Origin of the sequence: Paenibacillus sp. cl6col, from assembly GCF_900102125.1 — a bacterium.
Taxonomy (GTDB): Bacteria; Bacillota; Bacilli; order Paenibacillales; family Paenibacillaceae; genus Paenibacillus_B; species Paenibacillus_B suaedae.
In genome coordinates, this window is sequence record NZ_FNAZ01000007.1 from 57415 (window position 1) to 80026 (window position 22612).

Here is a 22612-nt window from a genome sequence, read left to right on the forward strand (position 1 = left end):
CCCCCACAGCATTGTGATGAATCTTAGAACGCAATCGTAAGTCCTATTGCCGAGAAATTCTCATCTACTTCATAGCAATCATAGCTATGGATTGGATTATGGCATGGCCAGCTTGCCCATAATGGTTGGACGCACAGCTCCGGTAACACGAGGCAAATTATTCGGAATCCCGTGTATAAAATCATTTGCAAGCAGGGCGAATGCGATCGCTTCCTTCGCATCTCCCGGCAATCCCATCACATCAGAGGCTGTCACCTTCTGTTCCGGCAGCTCTTCCGCAAGCCAGCGCATCAGTGTTGCATTGCGTGCTCCCCCTCCGCTGACAATAACATCTCGTATGCGGTGTTGAGGAAATACAAACTGCCGATAGGCATCCGCAATCGTGCGGGCCGTCAATGCGGTGAATGTCGCAACGATATCCTCAGCCGACAGCCCCAGCATTCTGCCATGCTCGATCCAATGCAGCGCATAATCCGTACCGAACATCTCACGTCCAGTCGTCTTCACTGGCGGCTCGGCGTAGTATGGATGTGCAAGCAATTCATCCAGCAGCTCGGTATTCACCTGGCCGCGTGACGCCCATTCCCCATTGCGGTCATACCCAAATGCCCCGCCCGATAATTGATAGATGGCTTGATCGATCAGCATATTGCCGGGACCCGTATCGAAGGCAGTCACCGTGCTCTGATCCCCGCCAGCAGGAAGAATCGTACAATTGCCAATTCCGCCAATGTTCTGCGCAATTCTGCCCACTTCCGAGTCTCGCAGCAACAGATAGTCCGCATACGGCGTTAATGGTGCTCCCTGTCCGCCAACTGCCATATCCGCCGGCCGATAATCTCCGATAACGGGGACACCCGTATGCTTGGCAATGATTGAGATATCCCCAATTTGTAGAGTGGAAGGAACCGCACATCGATCTGCCCTATCTACGACAGGCTGGTGCCAGATTGTCTGGCCGTGTGAGCTGATGAAATCGACGTCCTCCATCGAGATTCCAGCATTGCTTGCCGCCTCGCGCGCCGCCTGTGCCAGCATTTCCCCCATATAGGCATTCATGATACATATTTCTTCTGTACTCGTTCCGCCTCTTGTACACAATCTTTTCAGTCGCTCTCGAAGCTCATCATCATATTCCTTGCAATGAAAGGCGATCATATCTGCCCGAGACTCTACTCCCGCCCCCTGAATGGAAACGACTGCGGCGTCAATCCCATCGAGTGAAGTACCTGACATTAGTCCGATGATAATATGTTCCGATTTTACAGCTAATGATCGTGTGCGCAACCTTTCTCCTCCTTAGAAACTCCAATTCTCTACATGATATGTAAACGCCTTCATGAATAATTGCTGCTGAATCCATTAAGCCCTATTTTTTGCGAGAACATGTCATTTTTGTCCTCTATTCTTATTATACGCTTCTGAAATTTTATTTCAATTTATGATATAATAATAGAATTATCATTCCACATGAATCTCATAGGGATGGGCTCACGCAGATCGAAAAGAGCCATGTTGAAGAGTAATTTCAACAATTATTAAAACATTCTGCTTCAGTTCGTACATTTCTCATGTAACCAATTGCACCTCGTAACACAATTGACACATTGTATTTCTGATCCTGACAGATTATAATCTATCCAAATCAATCCAAGAGATTTTCATCACACTAAGGAGCTGATTGTATGAATTTCCCTTCTCTTCAGGATATTGAGTCCCTTGAGAGAGACGAACAAATTGATACCATAAAGAAGCTGCGTCTAAGCAATCGTATTCATGAAATGGCAGAAGGCTTCGGGTTCAAGAGCTCTTCGATGTATTACAATTGGTTGAAGAAGCTACAAATTTATGAGGATCTATGCGGGAAAAAAAGTGTATTCAATCCGATTATGCCTCGATCATCCAACGAGTCGCTGCTTGCAAACGCAAGCTATACGCTCCGAGATGAAACGGGTAGCTTCTCTCCGGCTTCTCACCAAGTTGTACTATCCCAAGAAGAGATGAAGTTCAAGTATGACTTAGCAGCTTCAGGATCACAGGCTGCTGCCTTGCTGCGCAAGATTGCAGCCTACATCGAAGATGAGGAGTGCGAGTTCAACATTACCCTCTGTATCGAAAAATGATGGCTGCAACGCAAAAAGAACTGGACGCGTCTATCTGCGCAGCCAGTTCTTTTGTGTTTATCCTATATACCTCTAATTCTACGATAGTCCCAATTGTTCGAAGGAGCGGCACATATCCTGAATGAGCAGTTCAGGATCTTCAAGTCCTGCGTACAGCCGTACGAGGACAAGCTCTTCTCCCTCTTGCCCTGCTAGTGGACGAACAACCTGCACTAAGCTCTCATAGCCACCCCAGCTGACCCCGATTCGGAACATTTGCAGCCGATCTGCCCATGTCAGCACCTGCTCAAGCGGAAGCGCCATCTCGAAGGAGAACAAGCTCCCGTACCCACTCATTTGCTGCTTCGCCAACTCATGCTGCGGATAAGTAATCAGTCCGGGATGATTTACTCGTGCAATGTACGGAAGCTCATCCAAATACGCAGCCACAGCAAGACCATTCTGCTGCAGCCGCTCCATACGCAGTGGGAGCGTGCGCAGTCCGCGCATCGCAAGACATGCTGTCTGCGGCGTCATGATTCCGCCGTATAACAGAAATTCTTGGCGTCCGATTTCTTGCAGCCGTTCATGTGAACCGATAATAACCCCAGCCATAATATCACTATGTCCGCCAATATATTTCGTCAAGGAATGAACCACCAAGTCAATACCGAGTTCCAGCGGATTCTGGAATATCGGAGTCGCCCACGTATTATCAATGATCGTTGTCGCTCCGATTCGCTTGGCGAGCTCTGCACATGCACGCAGATCCTGAAGTCGAATCGTCATGCTTGTCGGGCTCTCGAGATATAACATCGAAGTATTCGGCCGAACAGCGGCTTCTATACTCTCAATCGATTCCCCATTCACGAATGTCGTCTCAATCCCGAAGCGGTGCAGGTAATTGCCAAGCATTTCACGAGTCGGCCCATAGACATGATCCACACAGATGACGTGATCACCGGCCTTCACCGCTGACATAATGGCCGCAGAGATCGCCGCCATTCCTGAAGCGAAGCAGCGTGCTGCTTCCCCTCCCTCCAGCAGAGCCAACCGACGCTCTAATTCATTGACGCTCGGATTGTTGCCGCGCGAGTAGAGATGGTGCTCTAGCGGAGAATCCAATGCCTCATAAAATTCCTTATGGCATGAAAAGGTAAACAGACTGTTCTGATACATCGGCATTGTAACTGCTCCGAAATGCCGTTCATCGTGACAATCATGCACGACTACTGTTTGCTTGTCCCACTTCTTGTCTGAAGACAGGCCTTGTCTCTCGGTTGACATGATCTTATCGTTCCCTTCGCGGCAATAATGACTACATTTATATTGCACCATACTGAGGCATGCCAGCCCTATCTGACACCGTGTATGGACATTGCTACATATGAAACCCCTAGTACTATGACTTTCTACTACCCATGTATTTTCCTTCCCGCTCGCATGGTCAGTTCTTATTGCAGCCCGTCGCAGCCGCGCGTCTACGGTAAATCTGGTAGCTTTTGCGAAGCAGTTCAAGCAGCCACCCCGGAACCGGCACTCCCCACTTCAGACCCAACGGTTTGTACAACAACCGATATGCCCGCTTGAAGTCTCCCCACATGCGGTCAGGCTGCGGGATCAGAAAATCGGATACATCCACGACATACCCTTTGCCACAATCATTGGTGACATTTTTGCCATGGATATCTCTTGGGGTCAACCCTCGTGCGGATGCATACTCCAGCGCTTCATCAATATCGTCCAATACCGATTGTGGTATCGATACCCCATGCCGGAGGCAGTGATACAGCGTTACCCCAGGTAGCCGCTTCAATATCAAATATCCTTGCCCGACGTAATAACATTCCGAATAGGCAGGATGCTTGCCCAGACGTCGATATACTTCCGCTTCGTCGTCCAAACCCTTCCTACCTGCTGCATACACTTTTACGGCAACAGAGGCATATTGCTTATGGCTGAAGACGACCGCATAATTCCCTGCGCCAATAACCTCCCAATCCACCGGTGTATTGGACACTTGAACGGGGTCGTCCCCATTCAGACTGCGAATGTCTGCTGCAGGCAGCAGAACAAGCTCAATCTGCTCTATTAGCGACTGAAGCTGCTCTGGATTAAGCATCAATACCCATTTCTCCTTCTAATCATTGACCATGTGCGACCCAAGCGAAACGCATTTCTCCCCTTAATATACCATATCGCCGGTCTTCGAGCGCTACCATCAGATGCCCCAGATCCAAAAAATGAGAGCCTCTTTTTGCAATCTAATTGGGAGCAGCCAAGGAATACATCAGGGTATGGTCACGCAAAAAAAAGATAGGGACTCAGATATAAATCTGAGCCTCTATCCTTCCTCATGTAAATGATAAAATCCATCAAGGATTCAAGTACTTATTTGGCAATGCATTCATACCGCTTCGAGGTGTGATCTTCATTCAGTTCACGCACGATACCGTTCTTAACAAAATATTTCAAGCTGCAATATACCGTAGAGAGTGAAATGCGCTTCGTGGTCGCACGCATTCCAATATAAATTTCAATCGCGGTTGCGGGGGACTTGGCTTGATTAACGAACGATAAGACCGCTTCTCTCTGCTGCGTTAAATGTACGGGTTCTCGCTTACTGTCAGATTGTACGAATGAGATCATCGAATTGCGATTCATGGGGGTCCCTACCTTTCTTATCGTTGTCTTCGTCGTTACTTAAGAGCATGTTATGAGTTCATATGCTGTGTGTGCGCACTTACGTCAATCCCAAGGCCAGCCGCAATTCGGGCACCATAGCCCGGATCGGCACGGAAGAAGTTGCACAATGCACGCATTTGAACCTCAGGTCTAACCTGCTTGAGGTCGTTCACCAAGTTCGCAATCAATCGCGATTGCTCCTCTGGGGTTAAGCTGCGATACTTATCGCCAGCCTGCCCGAAGTCATTCGTCTTGCTAATCGTACGCCGCATCGTCGTGCCGTCGAGGAGCATTTCGCTCTCTGCGTATTGCCCTCCAGCTTCAACATATGCGCCGGGATGGCTGTTCGGTTCATAGTTAATTGGAGACGGATCCTGATTCACATTCATGGCTCCATCGCGCTGATGGTTCCGAACTTGGGCAAACGGGCAATTGACTGGTATTTGCAAATAGTTTGTCCCTAGACGGTGGCGCTGTGTATCCGGATAAGAGAACAAGCGGCCTTGCAGCAGCTTATCTTCCGATGGCTCAATGCCAGGTACCAGTACGCTTGGCGAGAAGGCAGACTGTTCTACGCTCGCGAAGAAGTTCGCCGGGTTCTCGTTCAATGTCATCCGTCCTACCTTCATCATCGGCACGAGCTCTTCCGGCCATACCTTCGTAGGATCAAGCGGATCGAAATCAAAATTATCCCCTTGCGATGGCTCCATCATTTGCACATACAAGTCCCATTCTGGGAAGTCTTCTGCTTCGATCGATTCATACAAGTCACGAGTAGCGTGGTTGAAATCCTTCGCTTGAATATGTTCCGCTTCTTCAGCAGTCAGGCTGCGCACACCTTGAAGTGATTTCCACGTATATTTCACATAGACAACCTTGCCTTCCTCATTCACCCATTTGAAGGCGTGTACGCTAAATCCGTCCATTTCTCGATAATTCGCCGGGATACCCAGGTCTGAGAATAACCATGTCAACATATTGGTCGATTCAGGAGACAGCGACATGAAGTCCCAGTAATGATCTGGTGTTTGGATATTCGTATGTGGAGCCGGCTTCAGGGAGTGCACCATATCCGGGAACTTAATCGCATCCCGAATAAAGAACACAGGCAGGTTATTGCCTACTAAGTCATAATTGCCTTCGGTTGTATAGAACTTCACAGCGAATCCGCGTGGATCGCGAAGCGTCTCAGGAGATGTCCCTCCATGGATGACCGTAGAGAAACGCACGAATACCTTCGTCTCAATGGAAGGATCCTGCAAGAAGGCTGCCTTTGTATATTTAGACATGCTTTGATACGGACGAAACACACCGAACGCCCCTGCACCGCGAGCATGGACGACACGCTCAGGAATACGTTCTCGATCGAAATGCGCAAGCTTCTCAATGAGATGGTAATCCTCCAACAACACTGGACCGCGCTGTCCAGCTGTTTTCGAGTTTTGATTATCAGCTACTGGGGCGCCTTGATTTGTTGTCAGTTTCGTCGGGTTACTCAATAATATCGCCTCCGCATGTTTTTATTTTATGTTTTAAATAATAATTATTATTATTAAGTGTGTTATTAATTTAGCACACTGAGATGCATTTATCAATAATAATTATAATCTAATACTTAATTTAGATAAAATAACAGAATAATCGTGGGTACCGGCACATGATATGCGGCCAAGGATTAAATAGTGAATGAGAGGATAATACTGATGCTGGATATCGCGAGAGAACTGAAACTTGGTGATAGAAGCCATCCTGTGCTGCTTCTTTGATGGAAATTTGAATAAGTCGTGGGGGCTAGAACAAGCGGATAGGCAGAAATGAAAATGCACCTTATCCCCTATTCTAGCTCTGTGTTGCGATCAGGAGATAAGATGCATCGTATTCAGCAGATTATTGTTGCTGGGCTGTCTTTGGGTACGAACGCGAATGATGGATCAGCTCTGCATAATATCCATTCTGTGCAATAAGGGACTCGTTCGTCCCTTCCTCTGCAACGCGGCCATGCCGCATGACAATAATGCGATCTGCATGCTGAATCGTCGATAAACGGTGAGCAATCACGAACGTCGTTCTATCCTCTGAGACCACTTCAAGCGCTTGCTGGATGAGCTGTTCGGTATGAGAATCCAAATGTGCCGTCGCCTCATCCAAGATGAGAATGCGGGGCTGGAACACGAGAATCCGAGCGAAAGAAATCAGCTGCCGTTCTCCCGCCGATAGACCGCTCCCGCGATCAGACAGCCTTGTATCATAGCCATGCTTCAAGCGCTTGATCAGGCTGTGCGCCCCAACCGACTTGCAGGCCCAGATCACTTCTTCCCGCGATACGGTATCCTGGAATAAGCGGACATTATCAAGAATGGATCCCGAATACAGAAATGGATCCTGCTGCACTAGTCCGACAATCTGATGCAGCGTATGCTGCGGCAGTCGGCGGATATCAACCCCATCAATCTCAATACTTCCCCGCTTGACGTCATAGAAGCGCGCGAGCAGGTTCACAAGTGAGCTCTTGCCAGCTCCCGTCGTGCCTACGATGCCTATGAACTCACCTGGCTTAATGTGCAAATCCAGATCATGCAGCACGTCGCGATCATCAACATAAGCGAAGCGAATATGATTGAAGTCGACTTGGCCCTGCACTTCAGAGGCAACTACATTATGCTCCTGCTCTGGCTTCGGATCCTGTACTTCAGGTTGAATGCGGAAGATGCGCCACAAGCGATCCATAGATACGATTGTGGATTGGAGCGTGTTCCATTGCTGGGTAATATGGTTGATCGGCTGGAAAAACTGCCGAATGTAATTGATAAAGGCATACAGAACCCCGAACGCCAATGACGTATCCAATACGGCCATGCCGCCAAGCCACACAATGAATGCGACCGACACATTGCCGAGCACATCGAACGAGCGGTTGAACATGATGCTCGTGCTCACCTCGCGCAGATTCTCTTGCAAATACTTCCGATTCTGCGCCGTGAAGCGCTCTGTCTGCTCCTTCTCCTGATGGAACGCCTGGATGAGGCCCATACCCGACAGATTCTCCGCCAAAAATCCGATAAGCCTTGACAGCTCACCCCGTGCGCGTTGATAAGCAGAGCGCAGCGCCTTCCGGAAAGCGATAGCAATCGCCAAAATAATTGGGAACAAGATAAGGCAGAACATCGCAAGCTTCGCATCGAGCGAAAACATAAACGCCACGATCAAGAGAAGCGACATGCCGTCCCTTACTACGCTTAACAGCACTTGAGTAAAGAACTGGTTGATCGTCTCGGTGTCACTGGACACATTCGTTACGAGGCTGCCCATCGAATGGCGATCGAAGAATGACATCGATTGCTTTGATATATGTCTGAACAGATCCTTCCGCAACTGGCCGACAATGCCCTGCCCCACCTTCTGAAGCAGGTTCGCCTGAATATAGGTGAACAGCAAGCTAAGCAGCGCGAGAAGCAAATAGCTGCCGCCAATCAGAAATAATGTGCCCACACCGTGCTTCCCGGCCAAGACATGATCGTCAATCGCGATCTTCACGAGATAAGGCTGCAGCAAATCCGCTCCAATTGCAAGGAATGTACATAAAAATATGGCGAGAAATGTCAAGCGATACGGCTTCGCATAAGCGAACATAGCGCGAAACGATTGCCTGCGCTCTTCGGGAGAAGCCCCTACCATGCGTGAGCCTATCTCCTTGGGCTGTGCAGGATGATGATTGTTCCTGCCCTTCACGTTCGCTGTCGGTTCAGGCATTTCTCTTCCCCTCCTCTTGAATCGTATAGAGCGAGGCATAATAGCCGCCTGAATGGATCAGTTCTTCATGTGTTCCACGTTCCACAATGCTGCCATGATCAAGGACAATAATTTCATCAGCGTGGCGTACAGCGCTTATCCGGTGTGCGATAATGATGTTCGTCTTGCCCTTTCGAACTTCCCGGAGATTGTTCAATATCGTCGTCTCTGTTACAACATCAACCGCACTTACACTATCATCCAAAATGAGAATGGGCGCGTTCTTAATCATTCCCCGTGCCAAGCTCGTTCGTTGACGCTGGCCGCCGGACAAGGTAAGGCCGCGCTCTCCCAGCTTCGTAAAGAACTGATCGGGAAATCCCATAATATTGTCCCATACGTCCGCTTGCTTCGCCGCCTCCTCAACCGCTTCGTCTGCAGCATTTCGGTTATAGAATGCAATATTATCTCGAATAGTCGTGCTGAATAGGAATCCATCCTGCGGCACATACCCAATTTGGGTACGCAGGCTCTCTAGCGTAACTTCACAGATGTCTTGGCCTCCGATCCGAATTGTCCCCTTCGGAGGATCGTAGACGCGAAGCAGCAGCTTCACTAGTGTCGACTTGCCGCTGCCCGTCTTGCCAACAATGCCGAGCGTCTTGCCTGCTGATATCTGAATATTCACATCAGCTAATGATTCTCTACTTTCCTCTGGATAGGCAAATGTCAGGTTCCTGATCTCGATCACAGCATCGTCCGCCGAGATTGGCTGAGCACCCGCATATTCACGGATGTCCGGCTCTTCATTCAACAGCCGGTTCAAGCGATCAAGAGAAGCTCGTGAGCGGAGCATCACATTGATGACATTGCCGATTTGCTGCAGGGGTGTCATAATCATGCGCAAATACAGGGTTAACATAACGAAGCTTCCAAGGGATAATTGTCCCTGCATCGACAGCACACCCCCATACGTTATTGCGATAACGAGGGAAAGTGAGCCAGCGAACGGAATGAGCGCTTGGAAGAGAGATGTCATCCGCACAAGCCCTAATTGATTGCTGCAAATCTGATCCACTGTTGCGCCGAAGCGTTCTTCTGCCACATGCTCAACTGCGAATGTCTTCGTCACCTTCATGCCACCGAATTGCTCTTCTGCGGACTCCGTCATCGCCGCAAGGGAATCCTGCACCGCACGAGAACGAGTGCGAATGCGCGGTCCGAAATAAATGACAAACAGCGGAATCGTAAGCAGTGGCAGCACGCACACGAATACCAAATATAGCGGAATGCCACTTACCCCCATCATAATGATGACCGACAGGAGCAGGATCGTCGCATTCGTCGTCTGGTTCACGCCGTTGGCAATCGTTTCTCGAACCGAGGTAACATCATTCATGAAATAGCTGAGCAGCTTGCCTACACCATGATTCGAATAATAGTGCTCACTTAATCTTGTAAATTGAGTAAACAGCTTCTGTCTCATGTTGAATTCAAACTTACGTCCTAGGCGATGATTCAAATATTGTCCAATTCCAAACAAGGAGCCATATCCGATAGCAACTCCAAGCAGCCATAAGCTGTAATGAATCACGGACTCCTTCGCCAGCCCCCGCATCTGCAGCTCATCAGTGAATCGCCCTAGCAAGGTGGGGAATAAGGAGTAAATGATATTGGCTAACGCCATGCAGCCTACAGCTGTCACATAGAGCGGCAGATGAGCACGGACATGACTAAACAGCAATGTCTTTCCCTTCATGAATAGCATCACATCCCGTCTCATATTCGTTTAACCAGCGCCGTGCACTGGGCCATGTCGGCATCGACTGACTCTTCATCAGCCGCATGTGGGCCCGCCTGTCTACGGCACTCCTCTACTTGATATGCACTTCATTTCTACATCGCACTGTGTATATCCATACATAAATAGTAATTGAAATACCTGCCATTAACAAACCATATTTTTACATCCATAACACCTATGCTTCCTCACTCTTCTTTACAAAATGGGAACACACCTATCCACACACACAAATGAAGTGCCTAGCCAGCACAAATAAGCCGTACTGTTCCAAGATTGGGTACGGAAAAGCAATTCGTTCAAAGAAATACGTCAGAAATTATGCAAAGCAAAATGTGATCTCAATTAAATCGTCCCGTATTGTTCTTTGCTATCATCTAAGCATGCATTGACTTATTGATAATGAATCTCAATGGCAAAGGAGACTTACGATGAGCGAACTTATTAATAATCGCGAAAAAAAGATGTCGAGGATTTCTGGATCCCGTTCAAGGATAAGTTCGTCTATTTTCGCTATTTCGTTGTTCGGGACGAGTCGGGGCAATATATGGGGACGTTAGAATTTACGCAAAATGTAAGCGAGATTCGAGCACTAGAGGGACAGAAGCGAATCATGTCCTAGAGCGTCTCCTGATCTCCATCATTGGCCTCTCTGGTCCGCGGCCTGCTTTACGTGAATTGTGCCGCAGGCCGCTGCCGCTGGGCCGAATTCATTACATCTAACCACTGCCCCTTTGAGCCGCTTGCCATAGGATTAAGGATCGGTTCGAAGGGGCAGCAAGCAATATCTGCAACTAGCGCTTAACAGCAGTCATCCTGCGCATTGAGACGTTCCAGCACTGCCCGCTTGCGGTATAGCATCTGCGCTGTCTCTGCCATGTCATGAATCATAGAACGGTTCATAAACGAACCGAATATCATGCCGATAACCGGCACGGATTGGAACAGCTTCTTCCAGCCAAAATTATCGGTAAAGGACACCATCGTCTCCCGCCATCCCTGTACTTCAGACACTGAGTCTCGAAGTCTATTCGGGTTGTCGTAGTCGCCAATGTCTTGCAGCACCGCCTGCTTGCCTACAATGTCGGACATCGTGAACTGCATACACTTCACAATAAAGAGCCGCTCTCTGGGATCATCCGGATCGAAGCCGTAGCAGATCGCCGTCTCCTGAAGCACCTTAAGCGCGATCCCAAGAACCGCAGGTATATCCACCGCTAATGTAAATATGCCGCCAAATCCCGTCGTTGCCCCTTGAGCAAATGCTACCTTCTTATTGGATTCCCGTATCGAATCCGCAACTGTGTTGCTCAGAGCTAGCGGCATCTGCTTCACAGCCAGCAGATCCAGTGGATTCCCCTGCGCAGTAGAGGCCGCCAAGGAAACAGGATCTTCTTCTGCCCACTTTGCACGAAGCTTTTGTAATATGCTTTTCTTCTGGATGAGGTAGCTTCCTCCTGTATGGAGATAGCCTCCCAACTCATCTAGCAATTCAGCAATCTTATTCTGTATCCCCTTGGGAGTGAAGCGATCCAGCAGCGCGAATGGCAGCCGTCCTATCTTCTCGAATATGGATAAGTCCTTCTGCTCGCGTTCCCATTCCTCTATCGCTTGCAGCATCTGTTGAAGCTCGTCTCTCGATTCTCCCATTCCTCTTGATCTCTCCGTCTCCGCATTAGATTAAACCGTTATTTCTATACCAATACGGAATGGCTTCATGTAGGTTGCGTCCCTTTTCCCCGAGCGAGATCCCGTTCCCTGGTAACTCAAGGGGAGCGCCGAGGTAGAAACGAAATGAGCAAAGCGAGATGTGACTTTGATAGACAGACTTTTGTAGATAGATTTTTGTAGGCAGACTTCTCCAGTTGGACTTCTTCCTAATAGTCAGCAATGTTCTTGTCGATTTATCCAATCTTCCTCTATACTGGTGGTAACTGATCTCAACTTCCTAGCTTCCTACTTCCTATTCAAGATATCCTATCAACATCTGCATCTTCTGTGTCAGTTCCGCACTCACACCTAGCTCTTATGCTTTCATTCTGCTACCATCCTACTCACAAACGCTACACACGCCTGCCAGTTTTCTCATCATGTCCGAACATCATACATATCAGAGTTGCAACATCAATCACATAGGAAGAAGGGATACTATGCATTGGTATGAACCGTTCCGCTCCGAGATTGAACAGGTCTTTCAAGATGCCGAGTGTATCATCGAGGCATTCCCAGCCCCGCTGAATGACGCAGGATTGCGCTATATAGAGAAATTCAATCCCAGTAACGATCGAAGCACAAATAATTATATATGCTACTGCCTCCCTTATTGGATGCAGGACATGACTGGACTCTCGACAGCGCATTGCCGCCGCCTGGCGCTTGCAAGCATATTCGGCATGCTCTATTACTTTATCCAAGATGATGTCATGGATAATGATTGCGATAATAAGGCCGAGCAGCTTGCCTTGGGTAATCTATGCTATATCGAATTGCTCGACATCTATAGACAGATGTTCCCTCCCCAGTCCCCGTTATGGGACAGCTTCAGGCAGTACACATGGGAGTGGGTTCATGGCGTCACAAGCGAGCGTGAGCAGGATGTATTTATGACGGATCGCCTCAAGGTCGCTCACAAGTCAGCCCTCGTCAAGCTGTCTAGTAGCGGCGCGCTCTTCTTAACGGGTATGGAGGATAAGCTCCCGCATGTAAACGAGGCCGTTGATACTGTGCTTGTTTGTTTGCAGATGACCGATGACTGGGCAGATTGGCAGACAGATCTACAAGATGGAAGCTATAATTGTCTGCTGGCGTGGATTCGTTCTATTCAACAGATTCCGACAGATAAACCACTTACCGAGGAACTCGTTCGACATGCCATTACCGTATCCGACATCCTCGCTTCCTTTGGTCAAGAAGCTTTGAAACTTCAAGCCAAGCTGGATGGCATGCCGGAAGCGTCCCCTCAACTTGTAGAGTTCAACCGTTCACTAGCAAACATTCTTGTCGAAGAAGCCGACCATATTCGACAGCAGCGTGAAGTGCTGATGATGGGCGGATTGTCGTATTGGTTGTCGAATTCGGTAACAAAGTAGTAGTTCAGAAAACAGGCAAAGTGTTACATTATCTGTGTAGTTCATTCCATATACGGAGGGGTGCACATGGTAACTACGGAGCAACTTTTCAAAAATCAAATCATTCACAAGGCCTGGGAAGATCCTTCATTTAAGGAGCGCTTGCTCAAAGATCCGAAGGCTGCCATTAAAGAAGTGCTAGGCATTTCGATTCCTGACCATGTTGAACTAACGACTCAGGAAGAAACAAAAGATCGCTTCGTCCTCGTCATACCTCCAAATCCAGCAGAGACACTCCCTGCAGAAGGCGTTCGCCGTTTCGTCTGGTAAATAATCTCCCTCTAAAAAGGGGCTTTCCCTCGTCAGGCTATGACTTGTGGAATGCCCCTTCTCACTATTGTATAATCGTCTAAGTACCACTATGAAGCGCAATAGGTGGCTGTTCCAGTGCAGAAGGAAAGCGCACGATCGCCTCTGTCCCTTTCCCCTTCTCACTGTGAAAATGGATGCTTCCCTGCATAACTTCAACGATGCGGAAGGTGACCATCAACCCTAGCCCAGTTCCCTTCGTCTTATTCGAAAAATAAGGCTCGCCAAGGCGTGCTATCTCCTCCTGATCCATCCCTACACCATCATCCTGAACACAGATCATGATACCCCCTCTTTCTTCATACCCTGCTATTCGGATCATGCCGCCATCCTGCAGTGCTTCGATGCTATTCTTGATCAGATTGATAAATACTTGCTTGAACTTGGATGAGTTGCCGTAAATCAATAAATTTGACTCTACTTCCAATTCGATAACACCACCCTGCATATTTGCAAGCGGCATAAGTATCCCCTCAATCTGCCTAAGCTCCTCCCCAACATTAAGAATCACGACATCCTCGAGCTCTGGCTTCGCAAAAGTGAGGAAATCAGTAATAATTTCGGATGCGCGATCAAGCTCAGTTAATGCAAGCTTCACGTATTCCTTTTCTTTGTCATTCGAGTGATTCTTCATCAACTGAAGGAATCCTCTCGTTACCTGAAGCGGATTGCGCACCTCATGGGCTACAGAGGCTGCAAGTTCGCTGATGATGTGCATCTTTTCGGAATGCTGCAGCTTGCCGTTGTACATTTCAAGCTCCTTGGAATATTGAATAACCTGTTCATGCGTCGCAACGATTCTTCTGCCCATAATCATGATGAAGGCAATGATAAAGGCAATAACTCCCCATTTCCAAATGGTAAGTTCATACTGGCCAGAATGAAGCAGAAACCAAACTAATTCTCCTAATGTCACAATAGCAAAAACAGTAAAGCCAATTGCAAACAATATCGCGTCCACATTTTTTCGGATAGCGTATACGATAGAAAGCCCCGTCAGCAAGCATAATTGCCCGACAATTAGGACTGCATACACTTTGACGGTTATAAAGTAAAAAAAACCATAGAACTGATTATTAGATAGTATATTTATAAACAGGCACACAAGCATGAGTATAGAGTAAACAACTTGAAACTTCCTGATTTTCAATGTAATTGAGAATGGTCCGGGCCCAGTAATTTGCTCGAAATAATAAGTTAGTGCTGGGGAAAGGGCTTGCATGGCGATGTCAAATAAGATGACAGTCAGTTTCCCATATTCGCCGAAATAAGTATGAATAAACTTAGAGTTCGTAATCATGATAATACCAACAGCCATGATTACGATATTAAGAGATAACCAACTGGGCACGTCAATATTACGAAGGGAAAAGACGCAAATAAGCATTACAATGGAGATAAACACCAATGAACTACCTAGTAAAATATCTATGAGCCCTTGATTCGCATAATCTTGAATGATTTCTTGGTAATTGCCGATGATGATTGATTTCTGGATTCCAATTCGTTCTACCGTTGTAGCCGTATGGATATATACATGTTGACTATTAGAGGATGGTCTGATCGGCACAAGAATTTGATATACGTCAGATCCATAATCACGTGCAGAGTGGTACAGCTTTCTACCTTCATCCGAGTATACATCTACTTCAAATCCATATAACATACTTATGTATAACCCGGGTTGATCCCAATGCACAGGCGGGAGAGAAATTCGATACCATGCAGATTGGCTTCCTTGTGGCTTTAGAGGGACGCTTGATTGAAGATCAATTGTCTCCCATCCCTCTGTTCTCCTTACAATGTCCTTCCATGCACTTTGCTGCTTTTCCCATATTACATCCCATTGGGTAATCGTTATTTTAGTGGGTTCTGGTTGTGTGGATAATAGAGAAGGCGATGTTATAGCTCCAATAACCAATATAATGAGGCCTATGAAAATACCTCGCGTGAACCAGTTTTTAAATCCCATTTCACACCCCTGTATGTATTTAAGGATCATTCCATATCCAATATGGGCAATACTTCAACAAAAATATGTAAAATCCTGCTTAGAATCTGGAAATTGAACCATTTCTAATATGCATCTCCATAAAATATAATAATCTTCATGGATCTTGTTGAAAATACCTGTTCATGCTACTTCTGTGTCGATCTATGGTTGGGAAAAGACTTAGAGAAAGTATATACAAACAATAGCGAGATGACTGTCGAAAAAAGAATGTCGAAATGTATTTTTTCGTGGTGTCCCCTCGTAATATTTGCATCATTGCAAACAGGTAGATTTCCTTGTTACGATAACTACTGGAATAGATGAACGATATCGTATGAAATCTACAAAGGAGTATCCTATGACAACTTATATAGAAAAACAGTACGACGGCAACGACTTTAGCTATGTCAATTGGAGCGAGTCTGAGCTACGCAATTGCACGTTTACCTCCTGCCGCTTTCGAGGTGCACAACTAGATGGAGCAGTGACAACAAGCTGTCAATTTATTGACTGTGATTTCACCGGAGCCGTGCTCAATGGCTCTACACACACGCACAGTGCATTTACGAATTGCCGGTTCACAGGAGTGAATTTATTCGCGGCCAAATTTGCAGAATGCAAAATGGTAGGGACGGATTTCACCAATGTATTATGGGATGGCATAACGATTATCGGAGGAGATTGGTCGTATACGAATATGCGCCATGCGAACTTAACGAGGCAGAACTTGCGTGGTGTTCGCTTCATGGAGGCAGACCTGACTGAAAGCAAGCTGGAGAAGGCTGACCTACGGGATGCCGATCTAACCCGTACAAATCTCACCAAAACCAAATTGGCTGGTGCAGATTTGCGGGGTGCGGAGATGAACGGAGTGAACTTCAAAGCACTGGAACTTACCAAAGTCCGAATTGATATGATTCAAGCCGTTGCATTTGCTAGAGCATACGGAGCCAAGGTAGATTGATTCGTAGATAGAGTAACAGCCGCAGTCTGCTAATATAGCAATTTCGCGGCTGTTTTTCAGTACTTCTTTTATTTAAAAATGAGCAGCGCATTGCTAATGTTCCGCCCAGGGTATGTCATATATCTTCCATTGTAATAAAGGCCACTTGATGCTCCGCCATCCAAATTCATCGCCTGATAAGCGCCAGCCTGCTTCATCACTTTAGCAAGCTCTGGAATCGTAGCGCTGGATGTAGTCAAGATCATTAGCTTGTAGTCCTTTGTTATACCAACCGCACTGCGTATGCTGCTGTGCTTCAATATTTTCGGATCTTTAAAGCCTTCGCCCTTCAGATTAACGGTAATCTTGCCGTCTGTAATAAGACGCGGCCCTACCTGCAAAGCTCCGTACACATCCCCTTCTTGGAATCGATCTATGAACGATGGCCCCGGGATCATCTCTACTTGATTATCTTTCGTGAACAGAAGCACACTTCGTTTATCGCCAGAGCCGTTATGTATCATTTTTCCGTTTCTAACTACATAGCCATACGGAACCTTCACCTTCGAATTGGAATAGGCATCAAAGTAGCCCCCATTTATCGCAGCGATTGCATAATTACGCTTTGCCATATGCTTGAGGTTATCGACCGAGCCCTCTCCTCCGTAACCCACTCCTACGCCGAGACGTATATGAGGATGCAGCAGATTTATGGTCAGCATCGTGGTCGTCACCCGCTTGTTCCCGACCTTGAATGCTCGCCAGCTCTTCTCAATTGACGATGTTTGGTTGATCCGCTGCTTCGAGACAATAGGCAAGCGAACATGACTGTCCCCATTCCAAAAATGGACAAGCGATCCGTTCTTGTCCCATTCCATAGACAGGTTCATTGCTTCGCTGACGAACCGAACCGGAACATAAGTCGTCCCCCCTGCTCGGAATGGGGCTGCTTCCAACTCCGTATTCATTCCGTTGACGTATGCCTGCGTTGTACCTAATGTCATCTCCAGATAATTATCGTCGCTTACCACCTCTATGCGCTTACTCGTAGGCTCCCATGTCACTTGATAGTGCAGCTTATCGCTCAAATAGCGTATCGGGACGTAAGTACGGTACGCCTTCGTATCCATAACCCCATATGAACTTGCATCTGCGTGAGCTTGCCCATGTGGTGTAATGAATGTAAAAGTTAAGGCTATCCCTAGAACTGCTGTTATTATTTTTTTCAATTTCTGCACTCTCCCAGGCGAAAAAATCCAATTTCAGGAATATAGTATCATATCATCCTTTTGAGGACGATGTCTTTTTTCGACAATTATGTCAATTAGCCGACGTAATCCGATCATTCTGACGATTAATGTCATTGTCACAGAGAAGAGGAGCGCAACGTTAGCGCTCCCCAATCCCCGGCACCATCTATCCAGCAGCTATTCTTCTCGATAAACAACTTCAGCATCGAACAACGTACTGCCATCCGAAGCTTGTCCACGAATAAAGCAGCGGCGATCATCTGCATGCAGCGCTTCACCAGTAGAACGGTATACATCTACTTGATCCCCGAGAATGATTTCCTTATGGTACGTAATTCGGAAGCGCGACACACCTCGTTCCAATTCCTCTTGCGTCATCGCATCCAAGCATATATCAGCAAATCTGGCATTATTCAAATGGCCGTTCATATCAATACTGCTCTGTCTTACGTGGAGGGTATAAGCAAGGCGAAGAGAAGATTCTTCTGGTATGGCAACCTTCTCAGGCATCTCCCCCACAGAATCCTCATTATTGACAGGAACATCATAAGGAAATGCGGATGCCCGAAGAATACGCCGCTTATTCAGATCAACAAGTGCCCATGTCGTGCGGGATTGAGCAATTTGCTGATGCTCTGCATCGTAGACCACATAATCACGCAGCCATTGAACGCCTCTCGCTCCCTTATGCCATGTATCCAACTGAAGTACATCTCCGTACTTCGGCATTCTCATCAGTTCCAAATCCACGGTCAACAGCATCCAAGCCATGCCGCTGCCTACCAATTCGTCCATGGATACATCATGCGATGCAAGATGGGAATCACCTGCCCGCTGCATCCACTCCATTAATGTCGACAAGCGACAATCGCGCTTGTAATCACAGTTATCAGATGATACTTCATGTTGCTCACTCCAACGATTTGAGACCACTTCTAATCAACTCCTTCTGAACAATCATCTGCCTGCTTTTGAGTCCATCTATCTGCATCAGTCATTCCATGCCCAACAATATCATAACCGATATTGATCTGCTAAACCGCTGCTTCCACTGCGGAAACCTGTTCACGATCATGAGCTCACTTGGTAATCGTAAATGCTTCTATTCATAAACCATCCTATGATATGTTAGTATAAACATAAGATAAGAAGCAAGCATAGATTATCCCCTTTACACAATAAATCCCCTCTTTACAGAAATTGAGGAAGAAGATAATTTGAAGGAAGTAAATCGATATATAATTTTTCCGATGCGATAGACGGTGTGTGTGAAACGCTTGTCTTGTATCATAAAGGAGCGACCAACATGATGAAGGAAATGAAGGATGCCTCAGCAGCGGTTTCAACTGTCATTAGTGCAGCTGAAGCCGCCGAACAGCCAACAGAGGGCCGCATTCTAATTGTGACTTCTGTCGCAGCAGAGCGGGATGCCGTATTGCGCGGTCTTCAGCATCATCCTCAATATGACGTCATTCTCGGTGGCGTGGGTGTCGCAGCGGCCGCAGCCCGGACGGCTCGGAAGCTTGCAAATGAGGGTTCATCCAACTATCGGCTTGTCATCTGTGCCGGTATCGGCGGGGGATTTCCCGGACAAGCTGAGATTGGATCATTGGTCGTCGCAAGCGACATCATTGCCGCAGATTTAGGTGCGGAGACCCCAGAGGGATTCTCCAGTCTGGACGAGCTTGGCTTCGGCTCTGCTCGCATTCCTGTCGATGCTGGGCTTGTCGCTCAAGTAGCGACAGCACTGCAAGCAGCGAATCTGCCAGCACGTTCCGGCCCCGTGCTCACGGTTGCAACCGTGACAGGCACAGCTGCAACCGCAGCCCAAATGGCAGAACGTGTGCCTGGAGCAGCCGTTGAAGCCATGGAAGGCTATGGCGTAGCAACCGCGGCGCAGGATTTCGGTCTGCCCGTACTGGAGCTACGCGCGATATCGAATGCCGTCGGCCCGCGCAATCGTGCCGCTTGGCGGATTCAAGAAGCGCTGGATGCATTGGAAGCTGCCAGCGCAGTTTTAGTGGAGGTTCTGTAATCATGAAAATCGCCTATTCCCCATGTCCGAACGATACGTTTGTCTTCCATGCTTGGGCGCATGGACTTATACCGGGTGCCCCGGAGTTAGATGTAACATATGCAGATATTGATATCACGAACCACCTTGCAGCGAGTGGCAACGGGTTAGATGTGCTCAAGATTTCATTCGCAGCATTGCCTTGGGTACTGTCTGAGTATGCCCTGCTGCCATGTGGGGGAGCGCTTGGCCGTGGCTGCGGACCGCTTGTATTGACGAAGGAATCGGCTTCGACCCCAGCTGACCCATCCAGCTTGTCTGGCCGACGTGTCGCAGTACCCAGTGAACGATCTACAGCCTATCTATTGTTCCGGTTGTGGGCTGCACAGAATGTGCCAGGCGGGGTCGGAGAGATTGTCGTCATGCCGTTCCATCAGATCATGCCGGCCGTTCGAGATGGCCACATTGATGCAGGGCTAGTTATTCATGAAGCTCGCTTCACATATCCGTCTTACGGTCTCACAATGCTTGCCGATCTGGGCAAGTGGTGGGAAGCGGATACCGGCCTGCCGATTCCACTCGGTGCCATAATCGCCCGCCGCACGCTTGATGTGAACGCAATCGCCAGATGGGCACGCGCATCAGTCGAATATGCATGGGCTCACCCGGAAGCATCACGTGAATACGTCCTAGCTCATGCACAGGAGATGTCGCCTGAAGTAACGGATGCCCATATTAACCTGTACGTGAATGAATTTACTAGAAACTTAGGTGAAGACGGCTATGCTGCAGTGGAAGCACTGCTTGGCCGCGCAGCGAAGGAAGGTCTCGTGCCTGCTTTCGATTTAGCCGCACTTCGCTTGTAGTCTATAGTGTGATTCGCGAACGCTAGGTATACTATACCATTACGAAGTAGAGCGCCCGCAAATTACGCGGGCGCTCTCTTTGCTTCTTTCGCTGCCGACAGTGATAGACACTTGGCTGATATATCGCTAGGCGCCTACGGGAGACAGGAGATGAATAGGTTCAAGCTAGGAAGACAATCTGTCCCTTCTATACGCCCCCCTATTTAGTTGTCGACTCTTCGATCATATGCCCATTATGAAAGGATATGCTGTCCATTCGGCATGTCACCGCATACGATACAGCGAGTTTGCATATGCAAACGTTGGAAGCTTTTCATAGGCGGGTCGTGTATAATAGTTTATTGCTAAAGGAAGTAGGCAAATAGAAACGAGATTCTAGGAACAACACACTCCGAAGGAATCGCTCTCTTGCTGAAAACAACTACAGGAGTGAAAGTCCAATGGAAACATGGAAGAAAAATTTATGGATTCTATGGTTTGGTACATTCATCGTCTCATCAAGCTTTTCCATGGTCGTCCCATTCCTGCCGCTCTTCTTGATTCAAATTGGTGTAAAGGATCATATTGAGCTATGGTCAGGAATTTTGTTCAGCAGCGTATTTTTCGCTGGCGCCATTTCTTCTCCGTTCTGGGGAGCGATTGGCGACAAGTATGGACGCAAGCCAATGATTATCCGGGCCGGAATTGTACTATTCGTAACTTATATTATGCTAGCCTTCGTTACGAATCAGTACCAGCTATTAACGATCCGTATATTGCAAGGCCTGTTGACAGGGTTCATCCCTGGATCGATTGCCCTTGTTGGCACAAGCACACCTGAAAAAAAGGTCGGCTATGCCTTGTCGATGATGGCAACCGCCACTGCAACCGGTACAATAATGGGACCGCTCCTCGGCGGCATCTTATCGAAGCTGTTCGACAGCCGTCTGACGTTCGCATGTGCAGGCATCTTATGTTTGATTGCAACATTGCTCGTCATCTTCTGGGTAAAAGAGGAGAACTTCGTTCCAACGAAGGATAGCAGTTCGATCGTCAATACCATTCGGATCGCATCCGTAAATCGTCCGTTCATGATCGTACTTCTGCTGTCCCTATTGACCCAATTCTCGGTCATGACGATAGAGCCTGTTCTCCCCCTCTACATTGTAGAAATCGGGCATTCAGCGAAGGACGCCTCATTAGTAGCGGGGTTCGTATTCTCTCTTGTTGGCATAGCTAGTATTCTGTTCGCAGCAAGATGGGGGAAGCTTGCCGACCGTATCGGCTTCCAGAAGGTTCTTCTGATCGGCCTGCTCGCAGGCGGTATCGGTACGCTCGCTCAAATTCCGTTTCAAAATATATGGTGGTTCTCGATTATTCGCTTTACATATGGCATCTTCTTCTGTGCTGTGTTCCCAGCATTGAACGGACTCGTGGTGCGGACAACAGACAGTGAGTTCCGCGGGCGCGCCTTCAGCTTGAATCAGACCGCGAATCAATTTGGCGGAATGCTCGGCCCACTCGTTGGGGGAGCGATTAGTGGTGTGTTCTCCATCCACATGGTATTTTGGGTCACGGGTATATTGCTGCTTGCAACGATGGGGTTGGCGTTCTGGACGCAGCGTGGTGACCGCGTTCCAGTGAAGGCCGCAGGAACAAGCAAAGAGTTGTAAACCTGTAATCCTCAGAAATTACAGGTTTACGTTACGGAAGACAGAATCATCGTTCTACAATAACAAGGGGCTGCACCGAACGTAATTTTTACATACGTCGGTGAGCCCCTTCTCTTTCTTATCGAGTGATCGTTGGAACA

The 22612-nt window shown here is 47.8% G+C and carries 18 protein-coding genes and 1 pseudogene; 8 read left to right on the forward strand and 11 right to left on the reverse strand.

Annotated elements, in window-relative coordinates; genetic code table 11:
• Window positions 1–96: 96 nt before the first annotated feature.
• Window positions 97–1287 (reverse strand): anhydro-N-acetylmuramic acid kinase, encoded by a 1191-nt coding sequence (locus BLS15_RS18460; RefSeq protein WP_021255319.1) that lies wholly within the window; start codon window positions 1285–1287, stop codon window positions 97–99.
• A gap of 398 nt (window positions 1288–1685) precedes the next feature.
• Here BLS15_RS18460 and BLS15_RS18465 point away from each other — a divergent pair, with 398 nt between their 5' ends.
• Complete coding sequence (locus BLS15_RS18465; RefSeq protein WP_021255320.1) at window positions 1686–2123, forward strand: hypothetical protein; 438 nt, start codon at window positions 1686–1688, stop codon at window positions 2121–2123.
• A 78-nt stretch (window positions 2124–2201) separates the two neighbouring features.
• Here BLS15_RS18465 and BLS15_RS18470 read toward each other — a convergent pair whose 3' ends face one another.
• From BLS15_RS18470 to BLS15_RS18495, 6 genes are all read right to left on the reverse strand, one after another.
• Window positions 2202–3389 carry a trans-sulfuration enzyme family protein gene (locus tag BLS15_RS18470; RefSeq protein WP_021255321.1) on the reverse strand — a complete coding sequence of 396 codons (1188 nt, stop codon included), beginning with the start codon at window positions 3387–3389 and terminating at the stop codon, window positions 2202–2204.
• Between the two features lie 160 nt (window positions 3390–3549).
• Window positions 3550–4224, reverse strand: coding sequence for a serine/threonine-protein kinase (locus tag BLS15_RS18475; protein WP_021255322.1), 675 nt, complete (start codon window positions 4222–4224; stop codon window positions 3550–3552).
• 269 nt (window positions 4225–4493) lie between these two features.
• The gene (locus tag BLS15_RS18480; RefSeq protein WP_021255323.1) at window positions 4494–4766 is read right to left on the reverse strand and encodes a transcriptional repressor; all 273 of its coding nucleotides are present in this window, start codon (window positions 4764–4766) and stop codon (window positions 4494–4496) included.
• 50 nt (window positions 4767–4816) lie between these two features.
• The gene (locus BLS15_RS18485; RefSeq protein ID WP_021255324.1) at window positions 4817–6286 is read right to left on the reverse strand and encodes a catalase; all 1470 of its coding nucleotides are present in this window, start codon (window positions 6284–6286) and stop codon (window positions 4817–4819) included.
• A 388-nt stretch (window positions 6287–6674) separates the two neighbouring features.
• Window positions 6675–8537, reverse strand: coding sequence for an ABC transporter ATP-binding protein (locus BLS15_RS18490; RefSeq protein WP_090513198.1), 1863 nt, complete (start codon window positions 8535–8537; stop codon window positions 6675–6677).
• Window positions 8530–10275 carry an ABC transporter ATP-binding protein gene (locus BLS15_RS18495; RefSeq protein WP_028531995.1) on the reverse strand — a complete coding sequence of 582 codons (1746 nt, stop codon included), beginning with the start codon at window positions 10273–10275 and terminating at the stop codon, window positions 8530–8532. Before BLS15_RS18495 ends, BLS15_RS18490 begins: the two co-directional genes overlap by 8 nt.
• Window positions 10276–10768: 493 nt before the next feature.
• Here BLS15_RS18495 and BLS15_RS29600 point away from each other — a divergent pair.
• A pseudogene (locus BLS15_RS29600) lies at window positions 10769–10939 on the forward strand (PAS domain-containing protein); the annotation flags it as partial.
• 179 nt (window positions 10940–11118) lie between these two features.
• Here BLS15_RS29600 and BLS15_RS18500 read toward each other — a convergent pair.
• Window positions 11119–11967: an EcsC family protein gene (locus BLS15_RS18500; RefSeq protein WP_021255327.1), complete on the reverse strand. Its 849-nt coding sequence runs from the start codon at window positions 11965–11967 to the stop codon at window positions 11119–11121.
• Between the two features lie 500 nt (window positions 11968–12467).
• Between BLS15_RS18500 and BLS15_RS18505 the strand changes: the two genes are divergently transcribed.
• Both BLS15_RS18505 and BLS15_RS18510 read left to right on the forward strand, forming a co-directional pair.
• Window positions 12468–13406: a hypothetical protein gene (locus tag BLS15_RS18505; protein WP_028531994.1), complete on the forward strand. Its 939-nt coding sequence runs from the start codon at window positions 12468–12470 to the stop codon at window positions 13404–13406.
• A gap of 66 nt (window positions 13407–13472) precedes the next feature.
• Entirely contained in the window at window positions 13473–13715 is a 243-nt protein-coding gene (locus tag BLS15_RS18510; protein ID WP_021255329.1) for an NHLP leader peptide family RiPP precursor, read from the forward strand.
• A 79-nt stretch (window positions 13716–13794) separates the two neighbouring features.
• Here the strand turns inward: BLS15_RS18510 and BLS15_RS18515 are convergent, their stop codons facing one another.
• Window positions 13795–15726, reverse strand: coding sequence for an ATP-binding protein (locus BLS15_RS18515; protein ID WP_021255330.1), 1932 nt, complete (start codon window positions 15724–15726; stop codon window positions 13795–13797).
• Between the two features lie 379 nt (window positions 15727–16105).
• Here BLS15_RS18515 and BLS15_RS18520 point away from each other — a divergent pair, with 379 nt between their 5' ends.
• Window positions 16106–16711: a pentapeptide repeat-containing protein gene (locus tag BLS15_RS18520; protein WP_028531993.1), complete on the forward strand. Its 606-nt coding sequence runs from the start codon at window positions 16106–16108 to the stop codon at window positions 16709–16711.
• Between the two features lie 68 nt (window positions 16712–16779).
• Here BLS15_RS18520 and BLS15_RS18525 read toward each other — a convergent pair whose 3' ends face one another.
• A complete protein-coding gene (locus BLS15_RS18525) occupies window positions 16780–17928 on the reverse strand; it encodes a phosphodiester glycosidase family protein (RefSeq protein ID WP_227774817.1) in 1149 nt (382 codons plus the stop codon).
• Window positions 17929–18117: 189 nt separating this feature from the next.
• Window positions 18118–18873, reverse strand: a complete 756-nt coding sequence (locus tag BLS15_RS18530) for an acyl-[acyl-carrier-protein] thioesterase (protein WP_021255333.1) — start codon at window positions 18871–18873, stop codon at window positions 18118–18120.
• 376 nt (window positions 18874–19249) lie between these two features.
• Between BLS15_RS18530 and BLS15_RS18535 the strand changes: the two genes are divergently transcribed.
• From BLS15_RS18535 to BLS15_RS18545, 3 genes are all read left to right on the forward strand, one after another.
• The gene (locus BLS15_RS18535) at window positions 19250–19975 is read left to right on the forward strand and encodes a futalosine hydrolase (protein WP_081819845.1); all 726 of its coding nucleotides are present in this window, start codon (window positions 19250–19252) and stop codon (window positions 19973–19975) included.
• Window positions 19976–19977: 2 nt separating this feature from the next.
• Complete coding sequence (locus BLS15_RS18540; RefSeq protein ID WP_028531991.1) at window positions 19978–20820, forward strand: 1,4-dihydroxy-6-naphtoate synthase; 843 nt, start codon at window positions 19978–19980, stop codon at window positions 20818–20820.
• A gap of 440 nt (window positions 20821–21260) precedes the next feature.
• A complete protein-coding gene (locus BLS15_RS18545) occupies window positions 21261–22472 on the forward strand; it encodes an MFS transporter (RefSeq protein WP_028531990.1) in 1212 nt (403 codons plus the stop codon).
• Window positions 22473–22612 lie beyond the last annotated feature (140 nt).

Excerpts from the sequence above, each read along its gene's own strand:
- BLS15_RS18515 (WP_021255330.1), bottom strand. The coding sequence starts at position 15,726 with ATGGGATTTAAAAACTGGTTCACGCGAGGTATTTTCATAGGCCTCATT.
- BLS15_RS18475 (WP_021255322.1), bottom strand. The coding sequence starts at position 4,224 with ATGCTTAATCCAGAGCAGCTTCAGTCGCTAATAGAGCAGATTGAGCTT.
- BLS15_RS18480 (WP_021255323.1), bottom strand. The coding sequence starts at position 4,766 with ATGAATCGCAATTCGATGATCTCATTCGTACAATCTGACAGTAAGCGA.
- BLS15_RS18500 (WP_021255327.1), bottom strand. The coding sequence starts at position 11,967 with ATGGGAGAATCGAGAGACGAGCTTCAACAGATGCTGCAAGCGATAGAG.
- BLS15_RS18535 (WP_081819845.1), top strand. The coding sequence starts at position 19,250 with ATGAAGGAAATGAAGGATGCCTCAGCAGCGGTTTCAACTGTCATTAGT.
- BLS15_RS18490 (WP_090513198.1), bottom strand. The coding sequence starts at position 8,537 with ATGCCTGAACCGACAGCGAACGTGAAGGGCAGGAACAATCATCATCCT.
- BLS15_RS18510 (WP_021255329.1), top strand. The coding sequence starts at position 13,473 with ATGGTAACTACGGAGCAACTTTTCAAAAATCAAATCATTCACAAGGCC.
- BLS15_RS18520 (WP_028531993.1), top strand. The coding sequence starts at position 16,106 with ATGACAACTTATATAGAAAAACAGTACGACGGCAACGACTTTAGCTAT.
- BLS15_RS18495 (WP_028531995.1), bottom strand. The coding sequence starts at position 10,275 with ATGAAGGGAAAGACATTGCTGTTTAGTCATGTCCGTGCTCATCTGCCG.
- BLS15_RS18540 (WP_028531991.1), top strand. The coding sequence starts at position 19,978 with ATGAAAATCGCCTATTCCCCATGTCCGAACGATACGTTTGTCTTCCAT.
- BLS15_RS18465 (WP_021255320.1), top strand. The coding sequence starts at position 1,686 with ATGAATTTCCCTTCTCTTCAGGATATTGAGTCCCTTGAGAGAGACGAA.
- BLS15_RS18545 (WP_028531990.1), top strand. The coding sequence starts at position 21,261 with ATGGAAACATGGAAGAAAAATTTATGGATTCTATGGTTTGGTACATTC.
- BLS15_RS18470 (WP_021255321.1), bottom strand. The coding sequence starts at position 3,389 with ATGTCAACCGAGAGACAAGGCCTGTCTTCAGACAAGAAGTGGGACAAG.
- BLS15_RS18505 (WP_028531994.1), top strand. The coding sequence starts at position 12,468 with ATGCATTGGTATGAACCGTTCCGCTCCGAGATTGAACAGGTCTTTCAA.